Source organism: Modestobacter italicus (genome assembly GCF_000306785.1).
Taxonomy (GTDB): Bacteria; Actinomycetota; Actinomycetes; order Mycobacteriales; family Geodermatophilaceae; genus Modestobacter; species Modestobacter italicus.
This window is the reverse complement of the sequence record NC_017955.1, coordinates 4,718,804-4,744,593: the sequence shown is the minus strand read 5'-3', so window position 1 is coordinate 4,744,593 and position 25,790 is coordinate 4,718,804. Positions and strand designations below refer to the sequence as shown.

Annotated in this window: 24 protein-coding genes and 1 pseudogene; 14 read left to right on the top strand and 11 right to left on the bottom strand. The window is 74.1% G+C overall.

Annotation, left to right across the window (positions count from 1 at the left end; all coding sequences use genetic code 11):
* Positions 1 to 4 precede the first annotated feature (4 nt).
* Positions 5 to 520: a 5-(carboxyamino)imidazole ribonucleotide mutase gene (gene purE, locus MODMU_RS22455; RefSeq protein ID WP_014742684.1), complete on the top strand. Its 516-nt coding sequence runs from the start codon at positions 5 to 7 to the stop codon at positions 518 to 520.
* A gap of 41 nt (positions 521 to 561) precedes the next feature.
* Positions 562 to 1,716 carry an acyl-CoA dehydrogenase family protein gene (locus MODMU_RS22450; RefSeq protein ID WP_014742683.1) on the top strand — a complete coding sequence of 385 codons (1,155 nt, stop codon included), beginning with the start codon at positions 562 to 564 and terminating at the stop codon, positions 1,714 to 1,716.
* A 3-nt stretch (positions 1,717 to 1,719) separates the two neighbouring features.
* Here the strand turns inward: MODMU_RS22450 and MODMU_RS22445 are convergent, their stop codons facing one another.
* Positions 1,720 to 2,280, bottom strand: coding sequence for a dihydrofolate reductase family protein (locus tag MODMU_RS22445; RefSeq protein ID WP_014742682.1), 561 nt, complete (start codon positions 2,278 to 2,280; stop codon positions 1,720 to 1,722).
* Between the two features lie 103 nt (positions 2,281 to 2,383).
* Between MODMU_RS22445 and MODMU_RS22440 the strand changes: the two genes are divergently transcribed.
* The 4 genes and pseudogenes from MODMU_RS22440 to MODMU_RS27965 form a co-directional block, all read left to right on the top strand.
* The gene (locus MODMU_RS22440; protein WP_014742681.1) at positions 2,384 to 2,764 is read left to right on the top strand and encodes a hypothetical protein; all 381 of its coding nucleotides are present in this window, start codon (positions 2,384 to 2,386) and stop codon (positions 2,762 to 2,764) included.
* Positions 2,765 to 2,856: 92 nt separating this feature from the next.
* The gene (locus MODMU_RS22435) at positions 2,857 to 3,531 is read left to right on the top strand and encodes a DUF6766 family protein (RefSeq protein ID WP_014742680.1); all 675 of its coding nucleotides are present in this window, start codon (positions 2,857 to 2,859) and stop codon (positions 3,529 to 3,531) included.
* A gap of 165 nt (positions 3,532 to 3,696) precedes the next feature.
* Positions 3,697 to 4,797, top strand: coding sequence for an L-dopachrome tautomerase-related protein (locus MODMU_RS22430; RefSeq protein WP_014742679.1), 1,101 nt, complete (start codon positions 3,697 to 3,699; stop codon positions 4,795 to 4,797).
* A gap of 104 nt (positions 4,798 to 4,901) precedes the next feature.
* Positions 4,902 to 6,032: pseudogene (locus MODMU_RS27965) on the top strand (MFS transporter); the annotation flags it as partial.
* 110 nt (positions 6,033 to 6,142) lie between these two features.
* On the opposite strand, the gene MODMU_RS28765 reads toward MODMU_RS27965, so the two are convergent.
* Positions 6,143 to 6,340 carry a hypothetical protein gene (locus MODMU_RS28765; RefSeq protein WP_166503579.1) on the bottom strand — a complete coding sequence of 66 codons (198 nt, stop codon included), beginning with the start codon at positions 6,338 to 6,340 and terminating at the stop codon, positions 6,143 to 6,145.
* 20 nt (positions 6,341 to 6,360) lie between these two features.
* On the opposite strand from MODMU_RS28765, the gene MODMU_RS22410 reads away from it, so the two are divergent.
* A complete protein-coding gene (locus tag MODMU_RS22410; RefSeq protein WP_014742678.1) occupies positions 6,361 to 7,386 on the top strand; it encodes an aldo/keto reductase in 1,026 nt (341 codons plus the stop codon).
* Between the two features lie 104 nt (positions 7,387 to 7,490).
* Positions 7,491 to 7,859 (top strand): hypothetical protein, encoded by a 369-nt coding sequence (locus MODMU_RS22405; protein ID WP_014742676.1) that lies wholly within the window; start codon positions 7,491 to 7,493, stop codon positions 7,857 to 7,859.
* Positions 7,860 to 7,995: 136 nt separating this feature from the next.
* On the opposite strand, the gene MODMU_RS22400 is transcribed toward MODMU_RS22405, so the two are convergent.
* Together MODMU_RS22400 and MODMU_RS22390 are read right to left on the bottom strand one after the other, a co-directional pair.
* Positions 7,996 to 10,602, bottom strand: coding sequence for an LGFP repeat-containing protein (locus tag MODMU_RS22400; RefSeq protein ID WP_014742675.1), 2,607 nt, complete (start codon positions 10,600 to 10,602; stop codon positions 7,996 to 7,998).
* Entirely contained in the window at positions 10,599 to 11,126 is a 528-nt protein-coding gene (locus MODMU_RS22390; RefSeq protein WP_166503578.1) for a hypothetical protein, read from the bottom strand. Before MODMU_RS22390 ends, MODMU_RS22400 begins: the two co-directional genes overlap by 4 nt.
* 327 nt (positions 11,127 to 11,453) lie before the next feature.
* Here MODMU_RS22390 and MODMU_RS28760 point away from each other — a divergent pair, with 327 nt between their 5' ends.
* Positions 11,454 to 12,158 carry an SGNH/GDSL hydrolase family protein gene (locus MODMU_RS28760; RefSeq protein WP_166503577.1) on the top strand — a complete coding sequence of 235 codons (705 nt, stop codon included), beginning with the start codon at positions 11,454 to 11,456 and terminating at the stop codon, positions 12,156 to 12,158.
* A gap of 7 nt (positions 12,159 to 12,165) precedes the next feature.
* Here MODMU_RS28760 and MODMU_RS22380 read toward each other — a convergent pair whose 3' ends face one another.
* From MODMU_RS22380 to MODMU_RS22365, 4 genes are all read right to left on the bottom strand, one after another.
* Positions 12,166 to 12,987, bottom strand: a complete 822-nt coding sequence (locus MODMU_RS22380; protein WP_014742672.1) for a DUF1028 domain-containing protein — start codon at positions 12,985 to 12,987, stop codon at positions 12,166 to 12,168.
* 85 nt (positions 12,988 to 13,072) lie between these two features.
* Entirely contained in the window at positions 13,073 to 13,741 is a 669-nt protein-coding gene (locus tag MODMU_RS22375; RefSeq protein ID WP_014742671.1) for a CoA transferase subunit B, read from the bottom strand.
* Between the two features lie 2 nt (positions 13,742 to 13,743).
* Positions 13,744 to 14,541 (bottom strand): CoA transferase subunit A, encoded by a 798-nt coding sequence (locus MODMU_RS22370; protein ID WP_014742670.1) that lies wholly within the window; start codon positions 14,539 to 14,541, stop codon positions 13,744 to 13,746.
* Between the two features lie 36 nt (positions 14,542 to 14,577).
* Positions 14,578 to 15,381 carry a TIGR03089 family protein gene (locus MODMU_RS22365; RefSeq protein WP_014742669.1) on the bottom strand — a complete coding sequence of 268 codons (804 nt, stop codon included), beginning with the start codon at positions 15,379 to 15,381 and terminating at the stop codon, positions 14,578 to 14,580.
* Positions 15,382 to 15,508: 127 nt separating this feature from the next.
* Here MODMU_RS22365 and MODMU_RS22360 point away from each other — a divergent pair, with 127 nt between their 5' ends.
* The 4 genes from MODMU_RS22360 to dprE2 all read left to right on the top strand — a co-directional run bounded on the left by MODMU_RS22360 (position 15,509) and on the right by dprE2 (position 19,134).
* Positions 15,509 to 16,006, top strand: a complete 498-nt coding sequence (locus MODMU_RS22360; RefSeq protein WP_197537360.1) for a phosphatase PAP2 family protein — start codon at positions 15,509 to 15,511, stop codon at positions 16,004 to 16,006.
* Positions 16,007 to 16,071: 65 nt separating this feature from the next.
* Complete coding sequence (locus MODMU_RS22355; protein ID WP_166503576.1) at positions 16,072 to 17,004, top strand: decaprenyl-phosphate phosphoribosyltransferase; 933 nt, start codon at positions 16,072 to 16,074, stop codon at positions 17,002 to 17,004.
* Positions 16,997 to 18,382, top strand: a complete 1,386-nt coding sequence (gene dprE1 / locus MODMU_RS22350) for a decaprenylphosphoryl-beta-D-ribose oxidase (RefSeq protein WP_014742666.1) — start codon at positions 16,997 to 16,999, stop codon at positions 18,380 to 18,382. The genes MODMU_RS22355 and dprE1 overlap by 8 nt, the downstream gene beginning before the upstream one ends.
* A complete protein-coding gene (dprE2, locus tag MODMU_RS22345; RefSeq protein WP_014742665.1) occupies positions 18,379 to 19,134 on the top strand; it encodes a decaprenylphospho-beta-D-erythro-pentofuranosid-2-ulose 2-reductase in 756 nt (251 codons plus the stop codon). Before dprE1 ends, dprE2 begins: the two co-directional genes overlap by 4 nt.
* A 54-nt stretch (positions 19,135 to 19,188) precedes the next feature.
* Here the strand turns inward: dprE2 and MODMU_RS22340 are convergent, their stop codons facing one another.
* The 3 genes from MODMU_RS22340 to MODMU_RS22330 form a co-directional block, all read right to left on the bottom strand.
* Positions 19,189 to 19,632, bottom strand: a complete 444-nt coding sequence (locus tag MODMU_RS22340) for a DUF6752 domain-containing protein (RefSeq protein WP_041795542.1) — start codon at positions 19,630 to 19,632, stop codon at positions 19,189 to 19,191.
* Complete coding sequence (locus MODMU_RS27350) at positions 19,614 to 21,266, bottom strand: LicD family protein (RefSeq protein ID WP_014742663.1); 1,653 nt, start codon at positions 21,264 to 21,266, stop codon at positions 19,614 to 19,616. The genes MODMU_RS22340 and MODMU_RS27350 overlap by 19 nt, the downstream gene beginning before the upstream one ends.
* A gap of 76 nt (positions 21,267 to 21,342) precedes the next feature.
* Positions 21,343 to 22,887, bottom strand: a complete 1,545-nt coding sequence (locus MODMU_RS22330; RefSeq protein ID WP_014742662.1) for an LCP family protein — start codon at positions 22,885 to 22,887, stop codon at positions 21,343 to 21,345.
* Positions 22,888 to 23,232: 345 nt separating this feature from the next.
* On the opposite strand from MODMU_RS22330, the gene MODMU_RS22325 reads away from it, so the two are divergent.
* On the top strand, positions 23,233 to 25,698 hold the full coding sequence (locus tag MODMU_RS22325) for an N-acetylmuramoyl-L-alanine amidase (protein ID WP_014742661.1): 2,466 nt from the start codon (positions 23,233 to 23,235) through the stop codon (positions 25,696 to 25,698).
* Positions 25,699 to 25,790 lie beyond the last annotated feature (92 nt).

Below are 25,790 nucleotides of genomic sequence, written 5' to 3'. Positions count from 1 at the left end.
CCGGATGAGCGAGACCCCCGTCGTCGGCATCGTGATGGGCAGCGACTCGGACTGGCCGATGATGGAGCCCGCCGCCCAGGCGCTGCGGGAGTTCGACGTCCCGTTCGAGGCGCACGTCGTCTCCGCGCACCGCACCCCGCGGCGGATGCTGGACTACGCCGAGAGCGCCGCCGACCGCGGTCTGCGGGTGGTGATCGCCGGCGCCGGGGGAGCAGCGCACCTGCCGGGCATGATCGCCGCCGCCACCCCGCTGCCGGTGATCGGCGTCCCGCGGCCGCTCGACCGGCTCGACGGACTGGACAGCTTGCTGTCGATCGTGCAGATGCCGGCCGGGGTGCCGGTGGCCACCGTCTCCATCGGCGGGGGGCGCAACGCCGGGCTGCTGGCGGTCCGCATCCTCGCCGCCGGGGACGACCGGCTGCGCGCGGCGGTCACCCGCTTCCAGGCCGACCTGGCCGAGTCGGTGCTGGCGCGGGACGACGCGCTGCAGGACCGCCTCGACACCCCGCCGGGAGGGTGAGGCGGCTTCCGGACCGCGCGACCTCGGCCTAGCATCTACCCGTGGGTAACAACGCTGGCCTGTACGCGCTGACCGACGAGCACGAGGCGATCCGGGAGGCGGTCCGCGAGATCGCCGAGCGGGAGATCGCCCCCTGGGCCGCGGAGGTGGACGCCGACTCCCGCTACCCGGTCGAGGCGCAGAAGGCGCTCACCGCGGCGGGCTTCCACGCCACGCACATCCCCGAGGCCTACGGCGGCGAGGGCGCGGACGCGATCGCCACCTGCATCGTCATCGAGGAGGTGGCCCGGGTCGACGTCAGCGCCTCGCTGATCCCCGCGGTCAACAAGCTCGGCTCGGTGCCGGTCATCCTCTCCGCGTCGGAGGACCTCAAGCAGAAGGTGCTGCCCTCCATCGCCGCCGGCGACGCGATGATCAGCTACGGCCTGTCCGAGCGCGAGGCCGGCTCGGACGCGGCGTCCATGCGCACCCGCGCCCGGCGCGAGGGCGACAGCTGGGTGCTCAACGGCACCAAGGCGTGGATCACCAACGCCAGCGTCTCCGAGTGGTTCACCGTCATGGCGGTCACCGACCCGGAGAAGGGCGCCAACGGCATCTCCGCCTTCGTCGTCCACCGCGACGACCCGGGCTTCGCCGTCGGCCCCAAGGAGAAGAAGATGGGCATCAAGGGCTCGCCGACCTGCGAGCTCTACTTCACCGACTGCACCATCCCGGCCGACCGGATCGTCGGTGAGCCGGGCACCGGGTTCAAGACCGCGCTGCGCACGCTGGACTTCACCCGGCCGACCATCGGCGCCCAGGCCGTCGGCGTGGCGCAGGGCGCGCTGGACGCCGCGATCGCCTACACCAAGGACCGCCGCCAGTTCGGCTCGGCCGTCTCGGACTTCCAGGGCGTGCAGTTCATGCTCGCCGACATGGCGATGAAGATCGAGGCGGCCCGCCACCTGGTCTACGTCGCCGCCGCCCGCGGCGAGACCGGCGGCCCGGACCTCACCATGGTCTCCGCCTCGGCCAAGGCGTTCGCCTCGGACGTCGCCATGCAGGTCACCACCGACGCCGTCCAGCTGTTCGGCGGGGCCGGGTACACCCAGGACTTCCCGGTCGAGCGGATGATGCGCGACGCCAAGATCACCCAGATCTACGAGGGCACCAACCAGGTGCAGCGCATGGTGATCGCCCGGAGCCTGCTGAAGTAGCCGTCACCGGCGGGGCCGGTAGTGGCTGTGGACCAGCCCGCTGGCGAACGCGCGCTGCTCGACCAGCTCCAGGTCCAGCCGCACGCTGTCCGGGAAGAACCGCGTGCCGCCGCCGACCACGCTCGTGGTGCGGAACAGGTGGTACTCGTCCACCAGACCGGCGGCGATCGCCTGGGCGGCGAGGTGCGGGCCGTCGATGCTGAGGTCGTGGTCGGCCCCGGCCTTGAGCGCGCGCACCGCGTCCGGGTCGAAACTGCGCTCGATCCTGGTCCGCTCGCTGGACACCGACCCCAGCGTCGTGGAGTACACGACCTTCTCCGCGGCCTGCCAGTCGCGGGCGTACTGCTCGATGTGCGGCGGCACGTCGGGCAGGGTGTGCGCGGTCTCCCAGAAGACCATCGTCTCGTACATCCGCCGGCCGTAGAGGAACGTGCCGACAGAGCGGAAACGGTCGCCGATGTAGGTGTGCACCTCCTCGTCCTCGGCGCCCGTGCCGAGGTCGCCCTCGGCCGCTGAGGTGTAGCCGTCGAGCGAGGTGATCATCCCGTAGACGAGCTGGGCCATGGTGTCCTCCGGATCCGGCGTTCGGTGTCCGGTGGGGACTCCCGCGCGGCCCGGAAGTCATCTACGGGTGGCTGGGCCGCGGTCGCGGGACGAAGATCTGATCATGGTCGGCCGGCGCGCAGTCCTGCTGCTGCCGGTCGCTGCTGCCCTCGCCGCCTGCTCGAGCCTGTCCACGTCCGAGGTCCGGGACGTCGCCGGTGCCTTCGCGGCGGGGGACCCGGCAGCACGCTGCGCGATGACCGCGGCGAGCACTGTCCAGACGCTGGAGCGCGAGGAGCAGCAGCCCTGCGCCCAGGCCGTCGGGCAGCTGCCGCTGGGCAGCGGCGCGGTCGTGTCGGTCGAGGTGTGGGGCGAGGACGCCCTGGTGCACCTGACCGACGACACGCTGTTCCTCACCCTCACCCCGCGCGGGTGGCAGGTCAGCGCCGGTGGCTGCCAGCCGCAGCCGGACGCTCCCTACGTCTGCCAGCTGGAGGCCTCGTGAAGGGCGTGCGAGCGGTGTTCCTCGGCTACCTCGCGGTGGTCGTCCTGGGCGTCACGTACTGCGTCGTCCTCGGGCTGCTGGGGCGCTGACCGGTGCGCCGCTTCCTCCGGGACAACGGGCTCAGCCTGGCCTTCGGGGTGCTGTTCCTCGGCTCGCTGGTCGGACAGGCGCTCGCGGGTGTCGCCGAGTTCAACGAGCGGCGGGAGAGCGAGGGGCTGGCCGCGGTCTCGCTGGGCCGGTACCTCACGTCGTCGTCGTTCGCCGTGGACACGATGGAGAACTGGCAGTCGGAGTACCTGCAGTTCTCCCTCTACGTCTTCGCCACCGTCTGGCTGGTGCAGCGGGGCTCCCCGGAGTCGAAGGAGGAGGACCAGGTCGGGCCGGAGAGCGACGAGGACCAGCTCGTCGGCCGGCACGCCGGGCCCGGGTCGCCGGCCTGGGCGGCGGCGGGCGGCTCACGGACGGCGCTGTTCTCCCGGTCCCTGGGCCTGCTGATGGGCGGGATCTTCCTGCTCACCTGGGCGGCGATGTCGATCGCGGGCTGGGCGGCCTTCAACGCCGAGCAGCTCACCAGCCACCAGGACCCGGTCAGCTGGCTCGGCTACCTCGGGCACGCCGACTTCTGGAGCCGCACCTTCCAGAACTGGCAGTCCGAGATGCTCGCGGTCGGGTCGATGGCGATCTTCGCCGTGTACCTGCGCCAGCGCGGGTCGCCGGAGTCCAAGCCGGTCGGCGCGGCCCACGGCGACACCGGCCAGACGGGCTGAGCCCCGGACCTCGGCAGTGACCCGGTTGCGCCGGACACCACCGGGTAGGACGCGGCCGGACCCCGTACGACGTGCGCCGAGAACAGGCGCGCCCACGTCAGCCCCGAGGAGCGGCCCCGTGGCCCTGCAGCACCCTCTCCAGCCCGGCGACCCCGGTCGCGCCGCGTGAGCGCCCCGATCAGCGACGAGGCCCTCGGTGAGCTGGAGGTCGTGCACCTGTTCCACGACGCCATGCCGACCGGGGTGAGCGTCTCGCACACCGGGCGGGTCTTCCTCTGCTACCCCAAGTGGGGTGACGAGGTCGGGTTCACCGTCGGCGAGCTGCGGGACGGCGAGATGGTCGCCTTCCCGAGCCAGGCGCTCAACGACAACCGCTCGGACGCCGACCCGGAGCGGCTGGTGTCGGTGCAGAGCATCGTCGTCGACCCGGCCGACCGGCTGTGGCTGCTGGACACCGGCAGCCCGCTGTTCCAGCCCACCGAGCACGGCGGCCCGAAGCTCGTCTGCGTCGACCTGACCACCGACACCGTCGTGCAGACGATCCTCTTCCCGACCGACGTCGCGCTGCCGACCACCTACCTCAACGACGTGCGGTTCGACCTGCGCCGCGGCGAGGCGGGGACGGCGTACATCACCGACTCCTCCGACCAGGGCCCGAACGGGATCATCGTGGTCGACCTCGCGTCGGGGCAGAGCTGGCGACGGCTGCACGAGCACCCGGCCACCAAGGCGGTCACCCCGCCGGACCTGCGGATGGTGGTCGAGGGCCAGGAGTTCATCGAGCGCGCCGAGGACGGCAGCACCTCGCCGATCTGCATGGGCGCCGACGGCATCGCGATCACCGCCGACGGCAGCCGGCTGTTCTGGTGCCCGATGGCCGGGCGGCGCTGGTACAGCGTCTCGGTCGACGCGCTCACCGACCGGTCGGTGGACGACGAGGCGGTGGCGGCCACCGTCGTCGACGAGGGCGACAAGGGCTGCGTGAGCGACGGCCTGGAGACCGACGACCAGGGCCGGATCTACGTCACCGACGGCGAGCACAACGCGATCCACCGGCGCACGCCGGCGGGGGAGTGGGAGACCGTCGTCCACGATCCGCGGCTGCTGTGGCCGGACACCATGTCGGTGGCCGCCGACGGTCACCTGTACGTCACGGCGAACCAGCTGTACCGGCAGGACAAGTACCGCGGCGGCAGGGACGAGCGGCGCACGCCCTACGCGCTGTTCCGCACCGCGATCGACGCCGGGCCGGTCCGGCTGGCGTGACGGCCGAGCCCACCGCCGCCGACCCCGACGCGCCGGCCGGGGACGAGGAGGGCGCCGACCCCCGCCGGTGGCGTGCCCTCTGGGTGACCCTCGTCGTCGGGTTCATGACCCTGCTCGACGTCAGCATCGTGTCGGTCGCGCTGCCCTCGCTGCAGACCGACCTGGGGGCCTCGCCGTCGACCGTGCAGTGGGTGGTGTCGGGCTACGCGCTGACGTTCGGCATCGCGCTGGTCCCCGCCGGCCGGCTCGGTGACGCCTTCGGCCGCCGCCGGATGTTCCTCATCGGGCTGGTCGCCTTCGTGGTGTGCAGCGCGGCCGCCGGGGCGGCGCCCTCGGCCGAGCTGCTGGTCGCCGCCCGGCTGCTGCAGGGGGTGGCGGCCGGCTGCCTGGCGCCGCAGAACTCCGCGCTGATCCAGCAGCTGTTCCGCGGTGCCGAGCGCGGGCGGGCCTTCGGGTTCTTCGGGGCGACCGTCGGCATCTCGACCGCGGTCGGCCCGGTGGTGGGCGGGCTGCTGCTCGCCCTCGCGTCGGGCCCGAACGGCTGGCGGTGGATCTTCTACGTCAACGTGCCGATCGGGGTGGTGGCGTTCGTGCTCGCCGTCCGGCTGCTGCCGCGCCGCAGCTCGCGCGGGCACGGGCGGATCGACGTCCCGGGCGTGCTGCTGCTCGGCGCCGGCGCCCTGGCCCTGCTGCTGCCGCTGGTGCAGGCCGAGTCCGGCGGGCTGCGCCGGCTGTGGTGGCTGTTCCCGATCGGCGCGGCCCTGCTGGCCGGCTTCGTGCTGTGGGAGCGGTGGGTGGTCGCCCACGGCAAGGAGCCGGTCTTCGACCCGCGGCTGGTCACCAGGACCCGCGGCTACGCGCCGGGGGTCGCGCTCGGCACGGTGTACTTCATCGGCTTCAGCGGGATCTGGCTGACCTTCGCGCTGTTCTTCCAGACCGGGCTGGGCTGGACGCCGCTGCAGTCCGGACTGGCGGTCACGCCGTTCGCGCTCGGCTCGGCGTCGGCGGCCGTGGTCGCCGGGCGGCTGGTCGGGCGGTTCGGCCGGGCGCTGACCGTCTTCGGCCTGACCGGGGTGGCGGTGGGGCTGGCCGGGACGGCGGTGGTCATCGCCACCGTCCCGCCGGAGGCGACCGGCTGGGCCATCGCCCCCACCCTGCTGCTCGGCGGCATCGGCGGCGGGTTCGTCATCTCGCCCAACGTGACCCTGACCCTGCGCGACGTCCCGGTGCGGATGGCCGGCTCCGCCGGTGGCGCGCTGCAGACCTTCCAGCGCTTCGGCGGCGCGATCGGGACCGCGGCGCTGCCGGGCCTGTTCTACCTGGTGCTGAGCAGCACCGACGACGACTACCCGGTGGCGGCCGCGGCCTCGCTGGCGGTCGCGGTGCGCTGGCCGCGCTGGTCATCGGGGTCCTCGACTGGCGCCGCGACCGGCGCGAGGAGCGCGAGGACGACCAGCGCCAGGACGACGACCACCGGGAGCACGAGCACGTCGTCCACTCCGGCTGACCCGGTGCCGCCGCGCGCGATGGTTGCGCCGGACACCGGGTGGACACCGGGACCCCATGGAGATGCGCACACTCGGCCGTACCGGCGTCCAGGTCAGCCCGCTGTGCCTCGGCGCGATGATGTTCGGCGCCTGGGGCAACACCGACCACGAGGACTCGGTCCGGATCATCCACACCGCGCTGGACGCGGGGATCAACTTCCTCGACACCGCGGACGTGTACTCGCAGGGCGAGTCGGAGGAGATCGTCGGCAAGGCGCTGGCCGGCGGGCGCCGCGAGCACGTCGTGCTGGCCACCAAGGCGCACGGGCCGATGGGGGAGGACCCCAACCAGCGGGGCAACAGCCGCCGCTGGCTGGTGCAGGAGGTGGAGAGCAGCCTGCGCCGGCTGCAGACCGACTGGATCGACCTCTACCAGATCCACCGCCCCGCGCCGGACACCGACGTCGAGGAGACCCTGGACGCGCTCACCGACCTGCAGCGGGCCGGCAAGATCCGCTACTTCGGCTCCTCGACCTTCCCGGCGTCGCAGATCGTGCAGGCGCAGTGGGCGGCGCGGGAACGGCGCAGCGGCCGCTTCGTCACCGAGCAGCCGCCGTACTCGCTGCTGGTCCGCGGCATCGAGACCGAGGTGCTGCCGGTCTGCCAGCAGTACGGCATGGGCACCCTGGTGTGGAGCCCGCTGGCCGGGGGCTGGCTGTCGGGCAAGTGGCGCACGGGCCAGGACGCACCGCAGAGCAGCCGGGCCGGCCGGATGGGCGCCCGCTACGACCTGTCCGACCCGGTCAACCAGCGCAAGCTCGACGCCGCCGACGCGCTGGCCGGGCTCGCCGAACAGCACGGGCTGAGCCTGGTGGAGCTGGCGATCGCCTTCACCCTGCGGCACCCGGGGGTGACCTCGGCGATCATCGGACCGCGGACCATGGACCAGCTGACCAGCCAGCTGTCGGCCGCCGACGTCGTCCTCTCCGACGAGCTGCTGGACGCGATCGACGCCATCGTCCCGCCGGGCACGAACATCCGGGCCGACGACGCCGGCTACCAGCCGCCCTCGCTCACCGACGCCTCGCTGCGCCGCCGCTGACCCCGCGGGACGGGTGTCGGTGGTCGGCGCCCGGGTAGCTCCAGGACCGTGGACCCACCCGCTCGGGCGGTCCGCACCGGCACACCCCACAGCAGGGACAGGGCATGAGCGCACGTCGCGTCCGCAGCACGGGCAGCCGGGTCACCCGGCTGGTCGCCGTCCCGTTCGGGTTGTGGGGTGCGGCGATGCTGCTGCGGCCGGGCGACGTGACGCGGCTGGTCTGCGGCGGCGGGCCCGAGCCGGACGCCTGGATCGTCCGGGTGCTCGGCGCCCGGCTGGTGGCCCAGCACCTGCTGACGCTGGTGCGCCCGACCCGCGGGGTGGTGCTGGCCGGCGCCGGCACCGACCTCCTGCACGCCGCGAGCATGGGGCTGGCCCGGGTCCGCTGGCCCGACCACGCCCGGCCCATCTGGGTGAGCGGCACGACCTCGGTCGGCTCGGCGCTGGCAGGGGCGCTGACCGCTCGGCGCTGAGCGGCGCGCGTGTGCCGGGCAGGCCCCCGGGGAACCCCCGCCGGACCCGGTTCGGGGTCGGTCGTACGCAGGACGACGACGGTCCGGGTCCCCGCGGTCAGCAGGGCCCGGACCGTCGTCGTCGGCGGTGCTGGGGTCAGCGGCGGCTGACCGCCCCGGTCGACCGGTTCTGCACCAGGGTGCCGCGCTGGAACTGCTGGGTGATCTCCGTGGCGGTGGTCACCGCGTCCGCGGTCGGGTAGCCCAGCGTCCCGCGCTCCCAGCCGCCCGCGCCCCAGGTGGACAGGATCGCGCCGGAGACGGCGTGCGCGCCGGTCGCGTCGGTCCAGTACACCGAGCCGCGCTGGAACTGCTGGTAGCAGCCGCCCTCGACCAGCCCGCACACCTGGTTGGCGAGCGGGTAGCCCAGCGCCCCCTTGTCCGCGCCCGCGCCGGTCCACGCCCCGCCGATGGCACCGGTGACGATCCGGGCGCCCGAGGACGGCGACCAGTAGACGGCGCCGTTCTCGAACTGCTGCGAGCAGCCACCGTCGGTCAGCCCGCAGACCTCGTCGCCGGTCGGGTAGCCCAGCACCCCGCGCTCCCAGGACGACGCCGCCCAGGTGGTGTAGATCGACCCCCAGATGGTGTGCGGGCCCTTGCTGGTGCTGGCGGAGTAGACCGAGCCGCCCTCGAAGGTCTGGAAGCAGCCGTCGTCGGCCAGCCCGCAGGTGGTGCTGCGGGTCGGGTAGCCCAGCGGGCCGTTCTCCCACCGCAGCGCCGACCACTTGTCCCAGACGTCGCCGGAGACGGACGCGGCCGCGGTGGACGCCGAGGAGTAGACGCCGCCGTCCTGGAAGAGCTGGTAGCAGCCGCCCCGGGCCAGCCCGCACGCCTGGTCGTTGGTCGGGTAGCCGAGCGCGCCGGTCTGCCGGCCGGCGGCCACCCACCGGTCGCGGAAGGCGCCGGTCACCGGGTGCGCCCCGACCGTCGACGTCCAGGTGATCGCGCCGTACTGGAAGTCCTGCGTGCAGCCGCCGTCGGCCTGGCAGGTGGTGTCGGTGGTCGGGTAGCCCAGCGGGCCGGTCTCCCACCGGCTGGCGGCCCAGCGGTCCAGCACGGGCCCGGTCACGGTGTGCGCACCCGTGGACGGCGTCGCGTAGATCGACCCCTTCTGGAACTGCTGGTAGCAACCGCCGTTGGCCAGGCCGCAGGTGGTGTCGTTGGTCGGGTAGCCCAGCGGCCCCTGCTGCGCCTTGGTCGCCGTCCACTTGGTCAGGACGGCGCCGCTGAGGACGTGTCCGCCGGTGCTGGCCGAGAAGTAGACCGAGCCGTTCTGGAAGGTCTGTGAGCAGCCGCTGTCGGCCAGCCCGCACGTGGTGTCCCCGGTCGGGTAGCCCAGCGGCCCGGTCTCCCACTTCGTGGCGGCCCACGTGGCGTAGACGGGGTCGGTCACGGTCCGGGCGGCGGTGGCCGGGGACCAGTAGACCCGGGCGCCCTGGAAGGCCTGGAAGCAGCCGCCGCCGGTCAGGCCGCAGGTCTCGTCCGAGGTCGGGTAGCCCATCGGCCCCTTCTCCCAGTCCTGCGCCGCCCACTTCGCGCCGATGGCGCCGCCGACCGCGTGCGTGCCGGCGGTGGGCGAGTAGTAGATCGACGCGCCCTGGAAGGGCTGGAAGCACCCGCCGCCGGTCAGGCCGCACCACTCCTCGCCGGTGGGGTAGCCCAGCAGGCCGCCCTCCCAGCCCGAGGCGCCCCAGCGGCCGAAGATGGCGCCGCGGACGACCTGCGCGCCGGTCGCCGGCGACCAGTAGATGCTGGCCTTCTGGTAGCTCTGGTAGCAGCCGCCGGCGGCCAGCCCGCACCGGACCCCGGACGTCGCGGCGCCCAGCGTCGTGCTCGCGCCGGGCGCCGAGGCCCGCGCCAGGATGGCCTCGCCGCCCGGCGACTGGGTCGAGCCGAACCAGTCGGTGTAGTAGAGGTAGAAGTTCCGGTTGCCGTAGGTCGAGCAGCTGTCCCCGGTGCCGTACCCGGCGGCCAGCGCCGCGGCGTTGGGCCGGTAGGGCGTGTAGCTGTACAGCCCGGCGGTCGCCTTGTTGGCGATGTAGACCTGGGAGGTCCCGCACCGGGCGTTGCCGATGTTGTCGTAGCCCTTCGTCGCCGGGGCGTAGGCGATGGTGTTCTCCCGCCCGGCCCGGTACGAGCCCGCCGCGCCGGCCGCGTAGCGCTGGAACTGGCGGGCGGCGAAGTAGAGCTGGCTGACGATGCCGGAGAAGGCGGGGTCGCAGGCCGCCGTGTCCGGGCAGCCGAACCCGGTCGCGTTCGTGTACGCGTAGGTGGTGGGGCTCTTCGTGGTGATGAGCCCCTGCTCCTTCTGCAGCAGCACGAGCAGGACCCGCGGGTTGATGCCGCAGGAGGCGCCGACCTTGGCGATGATCGTGGCGGCCGTCTCCGCCGCCCCGCGCCGGTAGCCGGCGCAGTAGGCGTCCGCGGGCTGGTCGGCGGTGTCCTGGCGGTAGTTCTTCAGGCACGGCTTCTGGCCGTCGGTGCAGGACGCGCCCTTGGCGGTCAGGAACGTCTGCACCGCTGCCGCGTCCATGGACAGGCCGTCGAAGAAGACGCCGTCGGAGATGATGTTGCCGGCGTCGAAGAGGGTGGCGTCGGCGGCCTGCGCGCTGGACACCGGGCTGTCGCCGGCCGCGGGCACGAGCAGCGCCGCGGCCAGCACGGCCAGGACGGTCGCCAGCCGGATCAGGGCACGGATCACGGGACGGCGACCTGGGCCGGGCTCGAGGCGCCGCGCGAGGTGGCGGAGTCGTAGCTGAGCACGGCGGACCACGTGCCGGGGGAGAGCTGCGCCCGGCCGATCCGCGCGCCGCTGCACGAGGTGACGCTCGGCTCCCGGTTCGCCGGCACGCTGGCGGTGACGGAGTTGGCGCCCTGGGTCAGGGTGAGGGTGCAGGTGCCACCGGACTCGGCGACGTCGGCGACGTAGCCGTCGACCTCCACGGACTGGGTGCCGGCGTCCCACCCGCTGTAGGTGATCTGCACCGCGACGTCCGGGCCGGGGTCGGCGGTCACCGGCGGGTCGGTCGCCACGGAGGTCGGGGGCTCGGTGTCCACCGGGGTCCCGGTCGAGACGACCTCGTCGCTCGAGGGGCTCGGCGCACCGGTGACGGGTGCGGTCGTCGTCGGCGGCGCGGTCGTCGGCGCGGCCGTCGACGCGGCAGCCGGGGTCTGCTGCTCGCCCCCGCCCCCGCACGCGGAGAGCCCGACGGCTGCGGTGGCCACGCTGACGGCCACGAGCCATCGACGGGGGTTGGAGAACACTGTCACCTCGGAGACTGGTGCTGGGGGTGGTTCCGGCCGGTCGGTGACCGCAACGGCCACCTCCGCATCGTGCGGGCCGCCGAGGTCGGCCCGGTGCAGGACACGGTCGCGGGGCCGACCACCCGATCTCGGCAGTCCCGGCAGTCACCGGCACCCCAAGCGGCCCACTCCCTGTGCGCGCCCGGTGCGGCGGCTGGTCGCTGTCCGGAGGCTGTGAGTCCGGTCGTGTGGGGCGCCGCACCCCGCCCGTTCCCGCGGCGACGGCGGGCGGCCACGGATACTCCTCCGGTGCGCCGGCTCCTCCTCGTCCTCCTCCTGGGGACGCTCCTCACCTCAGCCGGGTGCAGCAGCTCCCCGTCCGGCCCGCCCGTCGCCGGCCCGTCCGGCTCCTCGGCACCGGTGGCACCCGGGACGTCGGGGGCGCCGACCCCTGCTCCCGCCGAGGACCCCACCGTGGTCTTCCTCGGCGACTCCTACACCGTGGGAGTGGGCGGCACCGGCTACGTGGCCCGGACGGCGGCCGAGCTCGGCTGGGTGGCCTACGCGCAGGGGGAGTCCGGCACCGGGTACCGCAACCCGAGCACCACACCGGGCCAGACCGTGTTCGGGGACCGGATCGCCGGGGTGGTGGCCGCCGACCCCGACGTCGTCGTGGTCCAGGGCAGCACCAACGACGTCGGCGAGCGACCGAGGCTGGTCCAGGCCGCGGCGACGGACCTGTACGCGGCGCTGCACACCGCCCTGCCGGCGGCCCGGCTGGTCGTCCTCGGGCCGCTGTCCCCGCCCGACGTCGACGCCGGGGCGGTCCTCGCGCTGCGGGACGCGCTGGCGGCGGCGGCCAGCGCGGCCGGGCTGCCCTACATCGACCCGGTCGCCGGTGGCTGGCTGACCCCGCCGGACGGGCTCTTCGCCGACGGCCTCCACCCCAACGACGCGGGCTACGCCCAGCTGTCCGACGACCTCGCGGCCGCGCTGCACCGGCTCGGGTACTGAGCCCGGCTCAGTCGAGCAGCTGGGAGACCGCCGACAGCCGTGCGTCCCCGGCCATCGAGGCCAGCCACGTCGACCAGCCCGGCCGGGTGCGCACCGCCTCGAGTGCGGTGCGCGCCGCCGCCCGGTCACCGCGGCGGGAGGCGGCCAGCGCCGCGTACAGGTCGCGGGCGCCCTCGGGGGCGAAGACGGCGAGGGTCTCGTAGTCGCGCTCGTCGTAGGCGCGCTGCAGGTTGCGCAGCATCCGCAGCTGCGCCACCGGGTCTCCGGAGTCGTCGACCCGCAGGTCCACCCGCACGCCGTCGTCGTCGGCGGTGGCCGGGTGGCCGGTGACCACCTGCAGGGCGGCGGACTGCCGGCCGCGCAGGTCGCCGCCGGCGTCCTGGCCCGCGGTCAGCGCGGCGAGCAGCCGGTCGGCGAGCGAGCCGCCCGCCGCGGCGTAGGCGGCCGACATCGCCGGCAGCACGTCGGGGGAGGCCAGCATGTTGCCCTGCACGCTGAACCCCTCACCGAGCAGGTGACCGCTGGCCGGCAGCGACCCGCGGCCGGTGTCGGCGGCGACCTGCCCGGTGGCGTCCAGCACGGCGATCTGCCGGTCGACGTCCTCCGCGGCGTGCGAGGCGTGCCGCACCAGCTCCTGCGGTGAGCGGCCCTCGGCCAGCCCGGCCAGCAGCGCCGTCCCCAGCCCCCGCCGACTGCGCGCCTGGACGGCGATGACACCGACCCCGGGACGCACGGTCGGCACCGCGCGGCCGACCGCGAGGATGCAGGAGGAGACGGCGATGCCCAGGTCGCCCGTGGTGGCGTCCCGGGCGATGACGGAGAAGGTCACCGGCCCTCGTCCCTGCGTCGTGGACGGCCCCCCTGCAGGGGCCCGCGCCGAGCGTGCGAGGCGTGGGGGGCAGGGGGGTCCTTCGTCAAGCGGCTGCTGGCAGGGTCATCGTCGGGACGTCGCCGTCGACCTGCAGCGGTGCACCGGTGGCAGCGACGACCTCGTCGACCGTGACACCGGGGGCCACCTCGCGGAGCACCAGCCCGGTGTCGGTGACGTCGATGACCGCCAGGTCGGTGATCACCCGGTCGACGCACGCCTTGCCGGTCAGCGGCAGGGTGCACTCCTCGACGATCTTGGCCGACCCGTCGCGGGCGACGTGCTCCATCATCAGGATCACCCGCTTGGCGCCCTGGACCAGGTCCATCGCGCCGCCCATGCCGTTGACCATCTTGCCGGGGATGAGCCAGTTGGCGAGGTCGCCGCGGGGGTTGACCTGCATCGCACCGAGGATGGCGAGGTCGAGCGCGCCGCTGCGGATCATGCCGAAGGACGCGGAGGAGTCGAAGAAGCTCGCGCCGGGCAGGATCGTCACGGTCTCCTTGCCGGCGTTGATCAGGTCGGCGTCCTCCTCGCCCTCGAACGGGTAGGGCCCGACGCCGAGGATGCCGTTCTCGCTGTGCAGCACCACGTGCACGCCCTCGGGCACGTAGTTCGGCACCAGCGTCGGCATCCCGATGCCGAGGTTGACGTACTGGCCGTCCTCCAGCTCCTGCGCGGCGCGGGCGGCGAGCTCGTTGCGGGTGAGCGCCATGGTCAGGCCTCCGTCGTCTCGGTGCCGGCCGCCGCGGGCGTGGACGCGCTCGGGCGGGGGCGGGTGGTGCGGAACTCGATCTTCTTGCCCTCGGCGCCGACCTCGACGACGCGCTGCACGTACACCCCGGGGAGGTGGACGTCCTCGGGGCGGATCTCGCCGGGCTCGACGAGCTGCTCGACCTCGGCCACGGTGACCCGCCCGGCCATGCCGGCCAGCGGGTTGAAGTTGCGGGCGGACTCGTGGAAGACCAGGTTGCCGTGCCGGTCGCCGACCGCGGCCCGGACCAGCCCGAAGTCGGCGGTGAGCGCGGTCTCCAGCACGTACTGGCGGCCGCCGAACTCGCGGACCTCCTTCGGCGGGCTGGTGGCCACCACGGTGCCCTCGGCGTCGTAGCGCACCGGGATGCCGCCGTCGGCGACCAGCGTGCCGACGCCGGTGGGGGTGTAGAAGGCGGGGATGCCGGTGCCGCCGGCGCGCAGCCGCTCGGCCAGCGTGCCCTGCGGGGTCAGCTCGACCTCCATCTGACCGGTGAGGTACAGCCGCGCCAGCTCCTTGTTGCCGCCGACGAACGAGCTGATCGTCTTCACGATCCGGCCGGCGTAGAGCAGCACGCCCAGGGCCTGGTCGTCGACCCCGCAGTTGTTCGAGATCGTGGTGAGCCCGCGGGTGCCCTGCTCGAGCAGCGCGTCGATGAGCGCGACCGGCACCCCGCAGAGCCCGAACCCGCCGACGGCGAGGGTCGCGCCGTCGGGGATGTCCGACACGGCCTCGCGGGTGCTGGAGACGACCTTGTCCACTGCTGACCACCGTCCATCGGTGCTGGGCGGAGTGGGTCAGGCGGGGCGGCCCAGCTCGCGTACCCCGTCGAGCGTGAGACCGAGCGTAGCGGTGACCCGCTCGACCTCTGCGCGGTGCGCCAGCCCGGAGGCGACGGCGGCCCGGGAGAGCACCAGCGAGGCGCCGGCGACCAGCGGGGCGAGCAGCCAGGCCACCGGCCCGGCCTCCAGCGCCGTCCGCTCGTCGACGAGCACCCGGTCGCCGGCCACGATGCCCAGCCGGCCGGCCAGCTCGGCCGCCGCCTCGACGAGCCCACCCAGGGTCAGCTCGCCGGTGGCCAGGACCAGCCCCGGGCGGCCGGGGTCGACCGGCTGCCACGGGCTGAAGACGTCGCCGTGCCCGCGCACCTCCAGGGCGAAGTCGCGGGCCGGGCCGACGTAGCCGGCCATGCCCAGGCCCATCGGGTGCAGCGACAGGCCCATCAGCTCGGGCAGGCCCTGCTCCTCCAGCGGCGGCAGCCGGTCGGCGGCGGCCAGCACGACGTCGGCCTCGGCGAACCGGTCGTCGTCCTCCCCGGCGGTGTCCAGCACCGCGGCGCCGCAGCTCCAGGTGCCCAGCAGCACCGCGGCGGTCTGCCAGTGCACCGGCAGCGCCACCGCGACCACGCTGCCCGGCCCGACGTCGAACTCCTCCTGCAGCAGGTTGGCGGTCTTGGCGACCCAGTTCGCCAGCGTGGTGGCCGACAGCTCCACCCGTTCGCCGGAGGAGTCGTCGTAGTAGGTCACCAGCGGCGCCGCGGCGTCCCGGCGGAGGGCCTCGGTGAGCAGGGCTGCGGGTGTCCTGGGGGAAGAGGGGGGCACGGGGACAGAGTGACAGCTGAAGCCGGACCGGTCCGCCACGCTCCCGCGCCGGGGCTGCCACCCCGATTAGAGTCAGCCCCCGATGACTGCTGCCCGCGGTACCGGCCTGATCCGCCTCGATCACGCTGTGCTCCGTTCCACACGCCGCGCCCTCGGGGAGACCCCCGCCGTCCCGGTCGCCCAGGGGATGTCCCACTTCGGTGAGCACGCCCTCGGCTGGATCGCCCTCGGTGCCGTCGGCTGGCTCTCCGGCCGCCGGCGCGAGGAGTGGGTCGCCGGCACCGTCGGTGTCGTGGCCGCCCACGCCGCCGGCGTGGTCGTCAAGCGGGTGGTGCGGCGGGTGCGCCCCGCCCTCGAGGACGTGCCGGCGCTGGTCTCCACGCCCAGCCGGCTCTCCTTCCCCAGCGCGCACAGCACCTCGACCGCCGCGGCCGCCGTCGGCTTCGCACCCATGCTGGGTGCACCGGTCATGGCCACCGCCACCGGCGCGATGCTGGTCTCCCGGGTGCTGCTGGGTGTGCACTACCCCAGTGACGTCGTCTCCGGCGCCGCGCTCGGCGCCACCGTGGCCACCGTCGTCCGCCGCCGCATGACCTCTCCCACCTCCAGGAAGGCCCGATCGTGACCGCTCAGCCGCAACCGGCCCCCACCTCCAGCGGGACCGTGCGCACGGCACCGTCGCTCAGCCCGGTGGCAGGCACGGGCGAGCCCGGCAAGGTCGCCCCGCCGCCGCGCACCCCGGGCTTCCGGGGCTCGCGCCCCTGGGGCTTCGTCCGCGCCCTGCGGCCGCGCCAGTGGGTGAAGAACGTCCTCGTGCTCGCGGCGCCGCTGGCCGCCGGCGAGGTGTTCAACCCCGACGTCATGGGCCCCACGGCCGTCGCGTTCGTGCTCTTCTGCCTGGCCGCCTCCGGCGTCTACCTGGTCAACGACTCGATCGACGTCGAGGAGGACCGCCGGCACCCGCGCAAGCGGTTCCGCCCGATCGCCGCCGGCCTCGTGCCCCGCCCGGCGGCCATCGCGCTCGCCGTCGTGCTCTTCGCCGGCACCCTCACCGCCGGCGTGCTGCTCACCCGGCCGGCGCTGGCCTGGGTGCTGGCCAGCTACGTGGTCATCCAGCTGGCCTACTGCACGTTCCTGAAGAACGAGCCGGTCATCGACCTGGCCGTGGTCGCCTCCGGCTTCCTGCTCCGCGGCATCGCCGGCGGTGTGGCCGCCGGGCTGGTGCTCTCCCAGTGGTTCCTGCTCGTGGCGGCCTTCGGCTCGCTGTTCATGGTGGCCGGCAAGCGCTACTCGGAGCTGATCGTCGTCGGGGACGCCGCCGCGACCCGCAAGACGCTGCGGGAGTACTCCGCGAGCTACCTGCGTTTCGTCTGGAGCCTGTCGGCGGCGGTCGCGCTGTCGGCCTACAGCCTGTGGGCCTTCGAGATGGCCAACGCGCAGGACGGTGTCCCGTGGGCCACCTTCTCCATCGCCCCCTTCGTCCTGGCGATCCTGCGGTACGCGCGGGACGTCGACAAGGGCGCCGCCGGCGCCCCGGAAGAGATCGTCATGCACGACCGTGTCCTGCTCATCCTCGGCGCCCTCTGGGCGCTGACCGTCGCCCTGGGGGTATTCAGTGGCTGACACCGCGCTCCTCTCCACACCCACGACCGAACCCGCCCGCGTCCCGCTCGTCGGCTGGGGCCGCACCGCCCCGACCATCGCCGCGCTCACGCCGGTCCACGACGACGACGACGTCCGTGCCGCCGTGCTGGCCGCCTCCGGCCGCGGTGTCGTGGCCCGCGGCCTGGCCCGCAGCTACGGCGACGCCGCGCAGAACGCCGGCGGCACCGTGCTGGACATGACCGGCGCCGCCCGGGTGCTGCACGCCGACCTGGCCACCGGGCTCGTCGACGTCGAGGCCGGGATCTCGCTGGACGAGCTGATGAACCAGTTCGTCCCGCAGGGCTTCTTCGTCCCGGTGACGCCGGGCACCCGGCTGGTGACCGTCGGCGGGGCCATCGCCGCCGACATCCACGGCAAGAACCACCACGTGGCCGGCAGCTTCGGCCAGCACGTCCGGTGGATCGACCTGCTCACCGCCGACGGCCAGGTCCGCCGGATCAGCCCGGAGTCCGACGCCGACCTGTTCTGGGCCACCGTCGGCGGCATGGGCCTGACCGGGGTCATCCTGCGGGCGCAGGTGCAGATGAAGGCGATCGAGTCCTCCCGCTGCCTGGTCGACACCGACCGCACCGAGAACCTCGACGCGCTGATGACGCTGCTGGCCGAGACCGACCACCTCTACGAGTACTCGGTGGCCTGGATCGACACCCTCGCCAAGGGCAAGCGGATGGGCCGCTCGGTGGTCACCCGCGGCCGGTTCGCCAAGCTCGACGAGCTGCCGGCCAAGCGCCGGACCGACCCGCTGAAGTACCACGGCTCGGTGAAGGCCTCGGTGCCCGACGTCTTCCCGCCCGGCCTGCTCAACCTGGCCACGGTCGCGGCGTTCAACGAGGTCTGGTACCGCAAGGCGCCCAAGCTCAAGCGGGACCAGCTGCAGAGCATCCCGACCTTCTTCCACCCGCTGGACGCCGTCGGTGGCTGGAACCGGATCTACGGCCCGCGCGGCTTCGTGCAGTACCAGGTCACCGTGCCCTTCGGGCAGGAGGAGGCCATGCGCGAGGTGCTGGACCGGCTCAGCTCCTTCGGGACGGCGTCCTTCCTGGCCGTGCTCAAGCGGTTCGGCCCGGGCAACCCCGGCATGCTGTCCTACCCCTCGCCGGGCTGGACGCTGGCGCTGGACATCCCGGTGATGAAGGGCCTGGGCGGCCTGCTGGACTCCCTCGACGAGGTGGTCATCGCCGCCGCCGGCCGGACCTACCTGGCCAAGGACTCCCGGGTGCGCCCGGAGACCTTCGAGAAGATGTACGACCGGCTCGACGACTTCCGGGCCGTCCGCAAGCGGGTGGACCCCGACGGTGTCTTCACCTCCGACCTGGCCAGGAGGCTCGCACTGTGATCGACGCACTCGGTTCCCCCAGCTCGCTGCTGCTGGTCGGCGGCACCTCCGACATCGCCGTGGCCACCGCCCGCCGGTACCTCGCCGAGCGGCCGCTGCGGATCGTCCTGGCCGCCCGGGACACCCCGCGCCGCGGCGTCGTCGCCGACGAGCTCAAGGCGGCCGGCGGCACGGTCGAGGTCGTCGACTTCGACGCCGACGACGCCTCCTCGCCGGCCCGGATGGTCGCCGCCGCGGCCGCCGGCGGTGACGTCGACGTCGCCGTGGTCGCCTTCGGGCTGCTCGGCGACGCCGACCAGCTGCGCACCGAGCCCGCGGCCGTGGCCCAGCTCGCCCAGGTCAACTACGTCGCGCCCACGGTGGTCGGCACGGAGCTGGCCAACCTCATGCGCCGGCAGGGGCACGGGGTCATCGTGGCGCTCTCCTCGGTCGCCGGTGAGCGGCCGCGGGCGTCGAACTTCGTGTACGGGTCGACCAAGGCCGGCCTGGACGCCTTCTACTCCGGCCTCGCGGACTCCCTGGTGGGCACCGGCGTCTCGGTGCTCGTCGTCCGCCCCGGCTTCGTCAAGTCGAAGATGACCGAGGGGATCGCCGACGCCCCGCTGGCCACGACGCCCGAGGCGGTCGCCGAGGCGATCGTCACCGGCGTCCGCAAGGGCCGGCACACCGTCTGGGTGCCCGGTGCCATGCGCTGGGTGATGAGCGGTCTGCGGCACACGCCGCGGGCGGTGTTCCGCAAGCTGCCGATCTGAGCGGCGCGCGCTGAGAGAGGGGGTCGCCGGTCCGGCGACCCCCTCTCCCGCGTCTCAGAGCGTGTCGGCGCGCAGCCGGGCGATCGCGGCGGGGTCGATGTCCCGGTCGTGCAGCGGGAGCACGACCTCGGCGACGACGTCGGCCAGCTCGGCGACGCGCAGGTTCAGCCGCCGCGCCTCGTGCAGCCCGTCCTCCAGCACGTCCAGCCGCGGGGGAGCGGACTCGGCGAGCCGGAGCGTCATGTCCAGCCGCTCGCGCAGCGTCCGCTGCTCGGCCTGCAGGTCCGCGATGCCCTGGTGGGCCGCGGTGACCGACTCGAAGGCCTGCCCCAGCTCGGTGAACAGCCGGTTCCGGTCGGCCCGGAGCTCGGCGTTGCTGCGGACCAGCTCGTCCAGCTCCGGGGCGACGCGCTCCCGCAGCCGGTTCCCCAGCCGCAGCCGCCCGCGGACCTGCCGCACCGGGCCCCCGAGCGCCTGCCTCAGCGACGTCGCTGCCATGCCACCACCATCCTCGTCTTCTCCAGCCGGGAGCTCGTGCCGTCGGCTGCGGTGCTGTCCGGCGCCGTGCTGTCCGGTGTCGTGCCGTCCGTCGCGAGCTGCTGCGGCCCGCCGGGCCACTCGACGTCCTCGACCACGTCGGTGGTGCCGCGCACCACGAGCCCGTACGGGGCCATCTCCGCCGCGAGCACGTCGAGGTCGAGCGCGCGGTGCAGCAGGCCGCCGCGGGACGGGTCGGGGCGCAGGCTGGACCGGGGGACGTCGAGGTGGGCCTCGCCGCCGCTGCGCAGCAGCATCGACAGCAGCCGGTGCAGGTTCGGCCGGCCGACGTCCCACAGGGTGGCGAGCAGGTCGCGGGCGTAGACCACGGTCGGCTCCCCGCGGGCGGCCAGCTCGGCGCCGAGGGCGAGGACCCGTCGCGGGTCGTAGAGGTTGACCGTGCGGAAGGTGGCGTCGAGCCCCTGCTGCGCCGCGGCCTCCGCCGCCCGGAGCACCGGCCAGCGGACGTAGTCCAGGGCCTGGACCCGGTGGCCCTGCCGCGCCAGCCAGAGCGCGTCGTGCCCGCGGCCGGCGCCGAGCTCGACCACCGACGAGCCGGGGGCCAGCCGCCCGGCCAGCTGCTGCGCGTACCCGCTGGGCTCGGTGCCCAGCTCGACGCGGCCACCGCGGACGTCGTAGCGGTAGTGGTCCTCCCACGGCTCCCGGTCCATGTGCTGGTCGGACATCCAGCCGTAGAACCGGTCGGAGGTCGTCCGCGGCACGTCGAAGGAGAACGCCGGGTCGGGGGAGCGCCAGCCGGGGCCGTACAGCTCCTCCAGCATCACCTCCGGCTCGCGGCACATCGGCTCGGGGTGGCCCTCGACGTCCAGCGTCGCCGGCGGCACGAGCTGCTCGCGGCGCACCTGCGCGCGGATCGGGAACAGCTGGTACCACCAGCCGGCGTCGTCGATCCAGCCGGTGAAGATGTCGACGTAGCCGTCGGGCCGGCCCTCGTGCTCGAAGTGCAGCTGCAGGTGCCCGGCCGACAGCCGGAGCGCGGTGATGCCGGCCGCGGTGACCGCGCGGCCGAGGGCGAAGCCCTCGAGGGCGACCTCGACCGGGTGCCGGTGACCGCTCAGGTAGGCCAGGTCGGCGTCGTCGTCGTTGGGCATGACCCGCCCGTCCCGGTAGGGGCCCAGCAGGGTGCCGCCGGTGACGTACACGTCGACGTCGACGGCCGCGGCCATCACCTCCCGCACCCGGTCGACCCGGTCGAGCAGCCGCTGCTCGATGCCGGCCGGGTAGTCGGCGAGCGCGTGGCCGATCGTCCCCCACTTGTTGACCATCAGGCCGAGCCCGTGCGCGTCCTCGAAGCGGACCGGGTGGTCGGCGGTGCCGAAGCGGGCCGTGGTCACCTGCGGGCTGCCCTGGCCGTCGACCGGGTGCAGCCCGACGGTCGACTCCCCGTCGAGGTAGGGCAGCACCACGGCCGGCCACGGCATCCGGTACCGGTCCTCGGGGCCGGCGACGGCGTCGGCGACCCGGAAGGACCAGATCCGCCGGCCGTCCAGCCGCACGTCCACGGTGCGCGGGCGGTCCTCCGCGGCTGCGGTGAACCCCACGCCCGTCTCGTCGACGGTCAGGTCGGTCAGCACGGGGCCTCCTCGGTCGGTCTCCCGCCCGCCGGGCCGGGGGCGGCGGGCGGGCGTCCGGTCAGGACGGCGGCTCGGGTCAGTTGATGCAGCTGGTGTCCGCGGCGGTGCGCTGGTCCTCGCCCTCGGTGGTGGTGGCGGGCGCCGCCGGGGCGGTCACCGCCTGGCCGACCCCGTTGAAGTCCGAGCCCAGCACGAGCTGGACGGTGCCGCTGGTGGCGTCGTCGACCTGCGTCGTGGTGGCGCCCGGGACGGCCCCGGCCAGCGTGGTGGCCAGCGCCTCGTCACCGGCGGCGTACCGGATCTCGGTGGCCGTGTAGTCCATCGAGTCGGCGTTGCCGGTCTCGGAGACGGTGTACCCGGCGCTCTCCAGCTGGGTCGCCGCCTCGCCGGCCAGGCCGCTGGTGCCCGAGCCGTTGTAGACCGCGACCTGCACGTCGGCGGGGGCCACGGTGGCCGGCGCCTCGGTGGTCGGGGCGGCGGTCTGCTGCGGCTCGGCGGAGAGGTCGGCGAAGAAGGTGCGCAGCGCGTCCTCGTCCTCGAGCCGCAGGATGTAGCGGCCGGCGTCGTCGGTGTCGTCGCCGACGTAGGGCACGGTCTGGAAGTCGATGCTGCCGGCGGTCACCGACTGCATCTGCTGGGCCAGCTGCAGCAGGTTGAGGTTCTGGTCGACCGTCAGCGACTTGGAGGCGGCCGAGACCAGCTGACGCTGCGTGCCGAGGTCGAGCAGGACGTCGTCGGACAGCATCTTGCGGAGCACGCCGGCGATGAAGACCTGCTGGCGGATGATCCGGTCGAAGTCGCCGCGGGGGAGCCCGTGCCGCTGCCGGACGAACTTCAGCGCGTCGGCGCCGCTGATCGTCTGGACCCCGGCCGGGAACACCGCGCCCGAGTAGAAGGAGTCGTCGACCGCGTTGCAGAGGTTCACGTCGACGCCACCGACGACGCTGCTCAGCTCGAAGAAGCCGAGCAGGTCGACCTCCGCGTAGTGGTCGATGCGCAGCCCGGTGAGCTGGCTGATCGTCTTCACGAGCAGCTGGGCGCCCTGCGCCGACTTCGCCTCCTCGGAGGCGCTGTCGGGGGCGTTCTGCCGGCCGTAGGCGTAGGCGGCGTTGAGCTTGTCCCAGCCGTAGCCGGGGATCTCCACGTAGGAGTCGCGGGGGAAGGAGACGAAGGACGCCTTCGAGCCGTCCGCGGGCACGTGCACCAGGATCATCGTGTCGGTGTTGGTGCCCGAGTCGGTGCCGGCGTTGAGCTCGGTCAGCTGCTCCTCGGTCAGCGCCGACCGGCTGTCGTTGCCGACCAGCAGCAGGTTCATCGCCTCGCCGGTGTCGACCGTCTCGTCGTTGCCGGACGTCGGGATCGCGTCGGTGCGGTTGACGGTCGCGTCGGCGACCCGCCCCAGGTACCAGCCCCAGCCGCTGGTGACCAGCACGGCCAGCGAGAGCAGCATCGCCACCGCCCGGCCGGTCCAGACCAGCCGGCGGCCACCGGCGGCGGACGTCGCGGGAGCGGTAACGGCGGTGGACCCCGCGCGGCCGCGGGCCGGGCGACCGGCCCGCGGATCGAGGCGCGGGGGCAACGGGCGGGAGTCCCCCGGCGCGTCGCGGTCGTCAGTGCTCATGTCGTCCTCACGTCGGGCTGCCGACGTCGGTGAGGTGCCCGGTGGCCCGTCGTCAGGCGGCGTGTCCTGGTCACTGTACGACCGGGGTCGTGGTCGTCCGGCCCGCTGCCCGGGGGCGTCGGCGCCGTGTCTCGCCCCTCCGGCACCACGGGTACCACCGGTCCCGCCGGTGTCCGCCGTACCCCTCGCCGGGGCGCCGCGGCTGGACGGTCTGGCGGATCGGTGACCAGCTGCCGACGGCAGGCGGATGCGTAGCACGGCTCAAGGTCGAGGCCCCGCTGGTCGATGTACGAGGTGGAAGACGCCGCCTCGGCGGCTGCCACTCGCTGATCGGAGGCCCATTCCGTGCGCCGCATCCTGGCCGGATCCACCGCCTTCTTCGCACTCACCGCCACGCTGCTCGTCGTCCCCGTCTACGCCGCACCGCTACCGGAACCGGAGCCGGTGACCACGTCGTCCGACGAGGTGGCCATGGGCTCGGTCGAGGACCCGGCCCCGGCGGCCGACGTGCAGGAGGGCACGACCGACCCGGTGGCCGGCGTGGCCGCGTCCGCACCGACGCTGACCGTGAGCCGGACCGGCACCGACCCCTTCTCGCTCGTCGGCGTCACCTGGGCGCAGGACCCCGCGGTCACCGACACGCTGGTCCAGGTCCGGGTGCAGGACGACGACGGCGTCTGGGGTCCGTGGACCGAGGTGGCCCAGGAGACCGCCGACCAGTCGGCCGCCGACACCGGGGCGGTGCTGCGCGGCGGGACCTCGCCGCTGTGGACGGGTCCGAGCACCGGTGTGGAGGTGGAGCTGGTCACCCGCTCGGGCGCCCAGCCGACCGACGTGACGCTGGACCTGGTCGACCCGGGGGAGAGCGACGCGGACAGCGCGCCCGGCGCACCCGAGGTCACCGACACCGCGCACGCCGCCACGACCATGCCGGCGGTCTACTCGCGCGCCCAGTGGGGCGCCGACGAGAAGCTGCGCACCTGGGCCCCCCAGTACGCCTCGACGATCAAGGCCGCCACGATCCACCACACCGCGGACAGCAACGACTACGCCGCCGCCGACGTCCCGGCGATCCTGCGGTCGATCTACCGCTACCAGGCCGTCAGCCTCGGCTGGGGCGACATCGGCTACAACGTCGTGGTCGACAAGTTCGGCCGGTTGTGGGAGGGGCGGTCCGGCGGGCTGTCCAGCACCGTCATGGGCGCGCACGCCGGCGGGTTCAACACCGCCACCTTCGGCGTCTCGATGCTGGGCAACTACGACATCGCCCCGACGACCCAGCCGTTGATCGACGCGGTCGAGGCGATCATCGCCTGGAAGTTCTCCCTCTACGGCGTCGACCCCAGGGGAACCGCGAGCCTCACCTCGAGCGGCGGTGGCACGGCCAAGTACGCCGCGGGCGTGACCGTCACCAAGCCGACGATCTTCGGCCACCGCGACGTCGGGTCCACGATCTGCCCCGGCCGGTACGGGTACGCCAGGCTCGATGAGGTCCGAGCCGGGGTGGCCGCCCTCATGGCCACCGGCTCCGAGCCGACCATCGCGGCCCGCTACGCCGCAGACCCGGCCCTGCGCTCCTCGCTCGGCGCGGCCGTGGGCTCGGGCGGCACCACCGCCGGGGTCTCCTGGCAGCAGTACGAGCGCGGGTACGTGTACTGGACGCCCAGCACGGGGGCGCACGTCGTCTCCGGCCAGATCTGGGGCGTGTACACCGCCGCCGGTGGCCCGGCCGTGCTCGGCGCCCCGCTCACCGACGAGCTGGCCACCCCGGACGGCGTCGGCCGCTACAACCACTTCGCCAACGGCGCGTCGGTCTACTGGACGGCGGGCACGGGCGCGCAGCTGGTGCAGGGGCAGATCCGCGACCTGTGGGCGCGGACCGGCTGGGAGAACGGGCCGCTGGGCTACCCGACGTCCGGGGAGAAGGCCGGCGGCGGGGGCCGCTACCACTCGTTCCAGAAGGGCACGGTGTTCTGGACCTCGGCCGCGGGCGCGGTCGAGCTGCACGGCCCGCTGGCCTCGGACTGGATCTCCCGGGGCGGGCTGTCCTGGGCCCTGCCGACCAGCAGCACGCTGGCCGTCGCCGGTGGCACCTTCGCCACCTTCTCCGGGGACCGGTCGCTGTACTGGTCCAGCGCGACCGGCGGGCACGTGGTGCAGGGGCAGGTCCGCGGCCTCTACACCGCCAAGGGCGGCCCGGCCGGCGTGCTCGGCTTCCCGCTGTCGGACGAGGAGGCGGCGTCCGGGGGAGTCCGGTCGAACACCTTCGCCAACGGGATCGTCTACTGGTCGCCCGCCGGCGGCGCGTACGCCGTCGAGGGCGACATCGCCAAGAAGTGGACGGCGGCGGGCGGTCTGGCCAGCGGGCTGGGCCTGCCGGTCACGAACGAGACGGCCACCCCGAACGGCGTGGGGCGCTACAACCACTTCGCGAACAGCTCGTCGATCTACTGGTCGCCGACGACCGGCGCCCAGGTGGTGAGCGGTCAGATCCGCGCGCTGTGGGCCGCCTCCGGCTGGGAGAACGGGCCGCTGGGCTACCCGACCGGCGACGAGCGGACCACCGCCGACGGCAAGGGCCGGTACAGCACCTTCCAGCAGGGCGCCGTGCTGTGGACGGCCGCCGGCGGCCCGCACGTGGTGTACGGGTCGATCTACCAGCGCTACGTGGCGATGGGCGGGGTGCTGTCCGCCCTCGGGTACCCCACCAGCGACGAGCACGCCGTCGCCGGCGGCCGGGCCAGCGACTTCCAGGGCGGCACGCTGACCTGGACCGCCGCGACCGGCGCGGTCACCGTCCGCTACCGCTGACGGCGACCGTCTCGGTCAGCGTCGATTACTGCTGACGGCAGAGGGCCGGCACCCGTCGGGTGCCGGCCCTCTGCCGTGCGGTGCTGCTGGTC

Bases quoted from the DNA above. Each gene is read 5' to 3' on its own strand.
- MODMU_RS22340 (WP_041795542.1), bottom strand. From the start codon at position 19,632: ATGGCAGCGACGTCGCTGAGGCAGGCGCTCGGGGGCCCGGTGCGGCAG.
- MODMU_RS22440 (WP_014742681.1), top strand. From the start codon at position 2,384: ATGGTCGGCCGGCGCGCAGTCCTGCTGCTGCCGGTCGCTGCTGCCCTC.
- purE (WP_014742684.1), top strand. From the start codon at position 5: ATGAGCGAGACCCCCGTCGTCGGCATCGTGATGGGCAGCGACTCGGAC.
- MODMU_RS22445 (WP_014742682.1), bottom strand. From the start codon at position 2,280: ATGGCCCAGCTCGTCTACGGGATGATCACCTCGCTCGACGGCTACACC.
- MODMU_RS22375 (WP_014742671.1), bottom strand. From the start codon at position 13,741: ATGGCGCTCACCCGCAACGAGCTCGCCGCCCGCGCCGCGCAGGAGCTG.
- MODMU_RS22405 (WP_014742676.1), top strand. From the start codon at position 7,491: ATGAGCGCACGTCGCGTCCGCAGCACGGGCAGCCGGGTCACCCGGCTG.
- MODMU_RS22410 (WP_014742678.1), top strand. From the start codon at position 6,361: ATGGAGATGCGCACACTCGGCCGTACCGGCGTCCAGGTCAGCCCGCTG.
- MODMU_RS22330 (WP_014742662.1), bottom strand. From the start codon at position 22,887: ATGAGCACTGACGACCGCGACGCGCCGGGGGACTCCCGCCCGTTGCCC.